General features: G+C 44.6%; 8 protein-coding genes. All 8 read left to right on the top strand.

The features are described 5' to 3' along the window. A partial coding sequence (locus Q0605_RS08350) for an inorganic phosphate transporter (RefSeq protein ID WP_298706079.1) occupies window positions 1–1,068 on the top strand: 1,068 nt, incomplete at its 5' end. Between the two features lie 221 nt (window positions 1,069–1,289). Then, window positions 1,290–2,048, top strand: a complete 759-nt coding sequence (locus Q0605_RS08345) for an AzlC family ABC transporter permease (protein WP_298706076.1) — start codon at window positions 1,290–1,292, stop codon at window positions 2,046–2,048. Next, entirely contained in the window at window positions 2,048–2,395 is a 348-nt protein-coding gene (locus Q0605_RS08340; protein WP_298706073.1) for an AzlD domain-containing protein, read from the top strand. Before Q0605_RS08345 ends, Q0605_RS08340 begins: the two co-directional genes overlap by 1 nt. A 69-nt stretch (window positions 2,396–2,464) precedes the next feature. Further along, entirely contained in the window at window positions 2,465–3,817 is a 1,353-nt protein-coding gene (locus Q0605_RS08335; protein WP_298706070.1) for a coproporphyrinogen III oxidase family protein, read from the top strand. A 129-nt stretch (window positions 3,818–3,946) separates the two neighbouring features. Then, window positions 3,947–4,288 carry a hypothetical protein gene (locus Q0605_RS08330; protein WP_298706067.1) on the top strand — a complete coding sequence of 114 codons (342 nt, stop codon included), beginning with the start codon at window positions 3,947–3,949 and terminating at the stop codon, window positions 4,286–4,288. A gap of 90 nt (window positions 4,289–4,378) precedes the next feature. Continuing rightward, window positions 4,379–4,654, top strand: coding sequence for an Imm53 family immunity protein (locus tag Q0605_RS08325; protein WP_298706066.1), 276 nt, complete (start codon window positions 4,379–4,381; stop codon window positions 4,652–4,654). Continuing rightward, window positions 4,639–4,941: a hypothetical protein gene (locus tag Q0605_RS08320; RefSeq protein ID WP_298706063.1), complete on the top strand. Its 303-nt coding sequence runs from the start codon at window positions 4,639–4,641 to the stop codon at window positions 4,939–4,941. Before Q0605_RS08325 ends, Q0605_RS08320 begins: the two co-directional genes overlap by 16 nt. Window positions 4,942–5,218: 277 nt before the next feature. Further along, window positions 5,219–5,741 (top strand): hypothetical protein (locus Q0605_RS08315; protein ID WP_298706060.1); only part of this gene is annotated, 523 nt, incomplete at its 3' end.

Here is a 5,741-nt window from a genome sequence, read left to right as displayed (position 1 = left end):
TCCGCATTGTGGCTAGTGCAGTGGGATAAGATCGGCAAAATAGCGATTTCTTGGGTACTCTCGCCGATTTTGGGCGGAGTGATCTCCTTTGGAATTTTCTGGCTCATCAAACATTATATTTTGGATTATAACCGCTACGCTCAAATAAAGATCGACCGCATAAAGCGCGAAAAAAAATCCCTTCGCAAGTTGCATAAAAAGACCTTCGAGACTCTGGACGATATTCAAAAGATCGCCTATGCAGAAGCGCTAAATCACGATATCTACGCTATGCGCGATCCCGATTTCGACCCAAGCGAGCTGGATAGCGAGTATTATAAAAAGGTGATCGAGCTTGACGCGAAAAAAGAGAAGCTCAAATCCCACAAAGCCCTAGAGTACGGGATCCCCGCCGTAGCGGGTATCGGCGCTTTCGTGATCTCGGCGATGTTGATATTTAAGGGGCTGCATAATCTAAATTTCGGGCTTACGAATTTTTACAACTACCTCATCATCGGTATGTCGACGCTAATTACCTGGCTTTTGATGTTTATTTTCGCTAAAACCCTGCGCCGCTCAAATTTAAACAAATCTGCGTTTTTGATGTTTAGCTGGCTGCAGGTACTCACTGCTAGCGGCTTTGCCTTTTCGCACGGCAGCAACGACATCGCAAACGCCGTGGGTCCGTTTGCCGCCATCATCGATACGATGGCTACTAATAGTATCAATCCCTCCACTCCCGTGCCGCAACAGATTATGATAATGTTTGCAGTGGCCCTCATAGCGGGGCTTTGGTTCATCGGCAAAGAGGTAATCGCCACCGTAGGCACCAATCTTACAAAAATCCACCCGGCCTCGGGCTTTAGCGCCGAGCTCGCAAGCGCCGTCGTCGTCATGGCGGCATCGGTACTGGGGCTTCCGATCTCCTCGACCCACGTGCTAATCGGCGCGATTTTAGGCATCGGCTTGGTAAATCACAGCACGAACTGGTCGCTGATGAAGCCGATCGGGCTAGCGTGGATCATCACCCTGCCCGTCTCAGCGCTGCTTTCGGCGTTTGCATTCGTACTTTTGCGCCACGTATTTTAGGCTAAATTTAAAAATCCGCTCTCTAAAATTTTAAAATTTCGCGAATTTCTACGCAGGCTAAATTTTAAAATTTTACGGTGCCGAACCGAGTAAATTTTGCAGCTCCTCTTACGACGTGCTACAGCGCAAAACCCGCTCGCAACGGCGCAGCTCCCGCTTGCGCGCCCTGTAAAATTTAATAAAATTTTAGCTACAATCGCCCTTTTAAATTTAGGAAAGCTATGAGTAAAATCGAAATTTTAAAATCGACTCTCCCCGTGATGATGGGCTACGTGCCGCTGGGGCTGGCGTTTGGCATCTACGGCATTAGCCAAGACCTGCCCGTATGGGCTCTGGCGCTAACCTCGCTGCTTATATACGCAGGTAGCGTGGAGTTCGTGCTGATCGCATTCATCGTAACTCACGCCTCGCTCGCAGATACCTTCGTAGTGGCGTTTTTGCTAAATTTTCGCCATTTTTTCTATACGATGTCGCTGCTGGACGAGCTGCGCTTCGTGCGTCATAAAATTTACGCCGTATATGCCCTTACGGATGAAACCTTTGCCCTGCTAAAAGCGCGCGCATTTTTGCGCCCCGAGGAGCTTAACGGAGAACAGCCTATAACGCCGCAAAGATTAAAAGAGCTTGATCTGCTCTATAATCTAACGGCGGTCTTAAATCAATCCTACTGGGTTGCGGGCGTCGTTGCGGGGGCTGTTTTGGGGGCAAGTTTAAAGCTTGATTTTAGCGGGGTCGAGTTTAGCCTGACGGCGCTTTTTGCGATGCTTACCTATGAGGTTTTCAAAGCAAATCCGCAATACAAAGTGCTATTGCTAGGATTTGCCTGCGCGTTTGCGGGGCTTTTTATCTTTCCTGCAAAATACTTTTTATTCGGCACTCTGATTTTCGGCACAGCGGTACTGCTGCTCTTTCGTAAATACTTCGAGCGGCCTTCGCGCGCGGGACGCAGGCTGCAAAAATTCCTAAAAAGGAGCAAGTAGTGGAAATTTTGCCCTATATCTTTCTAGCCTCGCTCGCTACGATTTTGACGCGATTTTTACCGCTGCTTCTTTTTAAGAAAAAGACCGCGAGTCCAAACCTGGCGTATCTGCAGAAAAACTCGGGGCTTTTGATAATGGTCGTTTTGACAATCTATGCACTTAAAACTATGCTGCCTAGCTTTTCGGGCGAGCGGGCTTTTGGCGCGGACATCTTGCAAACGGCGGCGCTGCTATTTTGCCTGATTATGGCGTTTTGCGTGCATGCTAAATTTCGTAATTCGCTCGTTACGATAGCGCTTCCTACACTAATATATATGGTGGCGCTACGCTTTTTATTGAATTATTGATAAATTTATAAGTTAGTTTTCGATAAACTTCAGAAGTTAATTTTTAAATTTAAAAAAGGCTAAAGTTTTATGAATTTTATCAGTCAAATGGTGCATAGCTTCGCCAAAAAATACGCCGCCGAAACTATGCAAAAATCCCTATACAACTCCCTCAGAATCGACATCACGCAAGAGAACATCGCTAAAATTCCAAATCCCGATAAAAAATATATGCTCTACATGCACGTGCCCTTTTGCCACACGTTTTGCCCGTACTGCTCCTTTCATAAATACGCCTACGAGCGTGGCACGTGCAAGGCGTATTTCGGCGCGCTACGCGTAGAGATGCAGCGAACGAAGGACGCAGGCTACGACTTTGAGACGCTTTATGTAGGCGGCGGCACGACGCTAATCGACGAGGATGAGCTAGCGCGCACGCTAGAACTTGCCAAATCGCTTTTTAGCATTAAAGAGGTCTCGTGCGAGAGCGATCCCAACCACATCGAGCCTGAGAGCTTGCTGCGATTTCGCGGGCTAATAGACCGCCTAAGCGTAGGGGTGCAGAGCTTTGATGATGATATTTTACGCAAAGCTTCGCGCTACGACAAATTCGGCTCGGGCGAAATTCTGCAAGAAAAGCTATCCCGAGCGGTCGGAATTCTACCGATTTTAAGTCTGGATCTGATTTTTAACTTTCCGTTTCAAACTCGCGAAATTTTACTTCGCGACATTGAAGCGGCAAAAGCGGTAAAACCGGAGCAGATCACGCTGTATCCGCTGATGAAATCGCCTTTGATGCGCGATCAAATAGCGCGAAGCCTCGGCGTTAGCAATGTAGACCGCGAGGAGGAGTTTTACTCCATCATCTGCAAGGAATTTTCTAGCTGGCACCGCAGCAACGCATGGGCCTTCGCTCGCGAAAAATCAAACATCAACGACGAGTATGTAGGCACGAATCACGAATACGTGGGCATCGGAAGCGGTGCGTTTAGCTTTTTGGACGGCAGGCTGCTCGTAAATGCGTTCAACCTCGAAGATTACGCAAGCAGGGTGCGCAAAAACGAAAGCACCGTCATCGCCACTTGCGATTTTAGTAGATCCGAGCGCGCAAAATACCTCTTTTTGACCGAGCTTTTTAACGGCGAGATCGATATCGCTAAATTTAACGCCGCAAACGATCTAAGCCTGCGCCGCGAACTGGGCAGAGAACTTAGCCTGCTAAGGCTAGCAGGAGCCGTGCGGATCGAGGGCGAGATCATCCGCACGACGGAATTCGGCGCGTATTTGTGCCTTGTTTTGATGAAGGAATTTTACACCGGCATGGACAAGGTGCGCGCAGCTTTTCGCGACGATGCCAAGATCAAGCGTGCAAAACAGCTCATCATCATGGACGAAAGCGAATCCGCCGCAGCTGGCGCGGCAAAAAGCGAGATAGCGTCGTAAATTTTGCGCCCGACCGCTACGACTAGCGCTTGGGCACACCCGCGACTTGAGCGCAAATATCGTTTATATATTTAAAACACAAACGAATTTTTGATTTCAAAATTTAGGAGCGCCGCTGTGAAAGGCAGAATGGTCAAACTATTCATTTTGTTTCTGTTTTTTGTCCTTGTATTTGAGCTCGTCGGCAATCTTTTTAACTTCGGCCGCTTCCCGTTTCATAAAAGCTGCGAGCCGTTTATGATGATAAACCGCTATGATAGTGGGTATCCAAACGATAAGTGCATAATGCAGCTTATGGATGAAAATCGAACGGGTGATCTTTCGCTATATTATCTTAAAACCAAATGCAATCACGAGGAGCCATTGTCCGAACTAGATGAAAAAGCTATAAAATTTTTAAATATTCCAAACTCGAAGATAATCACCGTAAATAAAGACGGCGTGGAAAAGAAATTTTTAATAAGCGATTAAATTTAAATAGCAAAGAAGCCCTGCTTCAATTGCAATATCAAAGCCTAACAAATCGAGAATTTTAAAATTTATAAAATTAAAGGAGGAGCAATGAATAATCTAAAACTCATACAAAACTGGTATGCTTCCAAATGCGACGGAGAATGGGAGCATCAATACGGCCTTACGCTGGAAACGGTCGATAATCCCGGTTGGTTGATTAAAATCGATGGCGAGAGCGGGAAAAAGCCGATCAAAATAAATATCGATAGAGATGACGAGGATTGGTTTTTCGTCAATGCCACGGAAAACGAACTCAAAGGAAGTTGCGGAGCCGAAAATTTAGAGGAATTATTGGAATACGTGGTAAAATGGCTAACGGATTAAAATTTAGCGAAAGCATTATGAAAGAGCTATATAAAATTTATCTGAAAGATAGTAAAAAGAGCTTCGTAGCCACCGAAAATACTACTCATTACGACGGCAATAAAATTTTACCGCAGCCGTTTGCTTTAAGCATCGTTCAATACGATGGCGACAGCGGATTTTATCTATTTTGTCTCGACAAATCGGGGAAAGAGCAAACCGATACCTATCATGAAAGCATAGAGGATGCGTTTAAGCAGGCTGAATTTGAATTTGGCGTAAAGAAAGAGGATTGGATAAAGCTTTAGATTATGTAAATAAAATATCGCCAACCGATTAAATTTAAAAAGGAGCATTATGAAATTTAAAATTTTCAAGCCAAAGCTTTATGAAAAGTATAAGAATATGGTTATAGAGGTGTGAGGGTGAATACAACATTGATGGCTAAAATAGATATTTTATTAAATTTGATAAATTTTGCTAACGATATGCTTAATGAAAATATGCCCCCGACAACAAGCTACAGCCCAATGAGGCACTATTCAAACAATGACAACTATCTCAAAAAAGCCTTAGGAATAAAAAATGAGCACTAGGATAGGTTTAATACTTTTGGGCGCATTTTTTGTATTTGAAAGCATTCTTGGCTGCTTTAGCGGAAAGATGTATTTTAAATATGGGGGCTGGAGCGCAGTTGAGCCGGTCTATATTATCAAGATTTTCATTATCGGCTTATTATTTGTTTCTGCAGGAATTTTCATAAACAAAAAAATAGGTAGAGTGATTAATGCCCTGATAGGCTTAAACCTTTTAATAATATCTATAGAAATTTTTACAACGGAAGATCCCGCAGGAATACAGAGCAAAATCGGATATCCTTCTCTTATCTCGGGATTTTTGGTTTTACTTATTAGTATCTCGTTTTTTTACCTCGCCTTCCGCTCTGAAAAGAGCATAAAAAGATACCCGCAATATATGTGGTGCAAAGACTGCTTTAAATTTTACCGATACGAGGACGTCAAAAACACGGATCAAATTTGCCCGGACTGCGGTAAAAAGCTTACGGAGTATAATGACGGCGACTACTGGCGAAGAAACGCTCCTCATC

The organism is uncultured Campylobacter sp. (assembly GCF_938017705.1).
Taxonomy (GTDB): domain Bacteria; phylum Campylobacterota; class Campylobacteria; order Campylobacterales; family Campylobacteraceae; genus Campylobacter_B.
The sequence above is the reverse complement of the archived record's forward strand: the minus strand, read 5'-3'. Positions and strand labels throughout refer to the sequence as shown.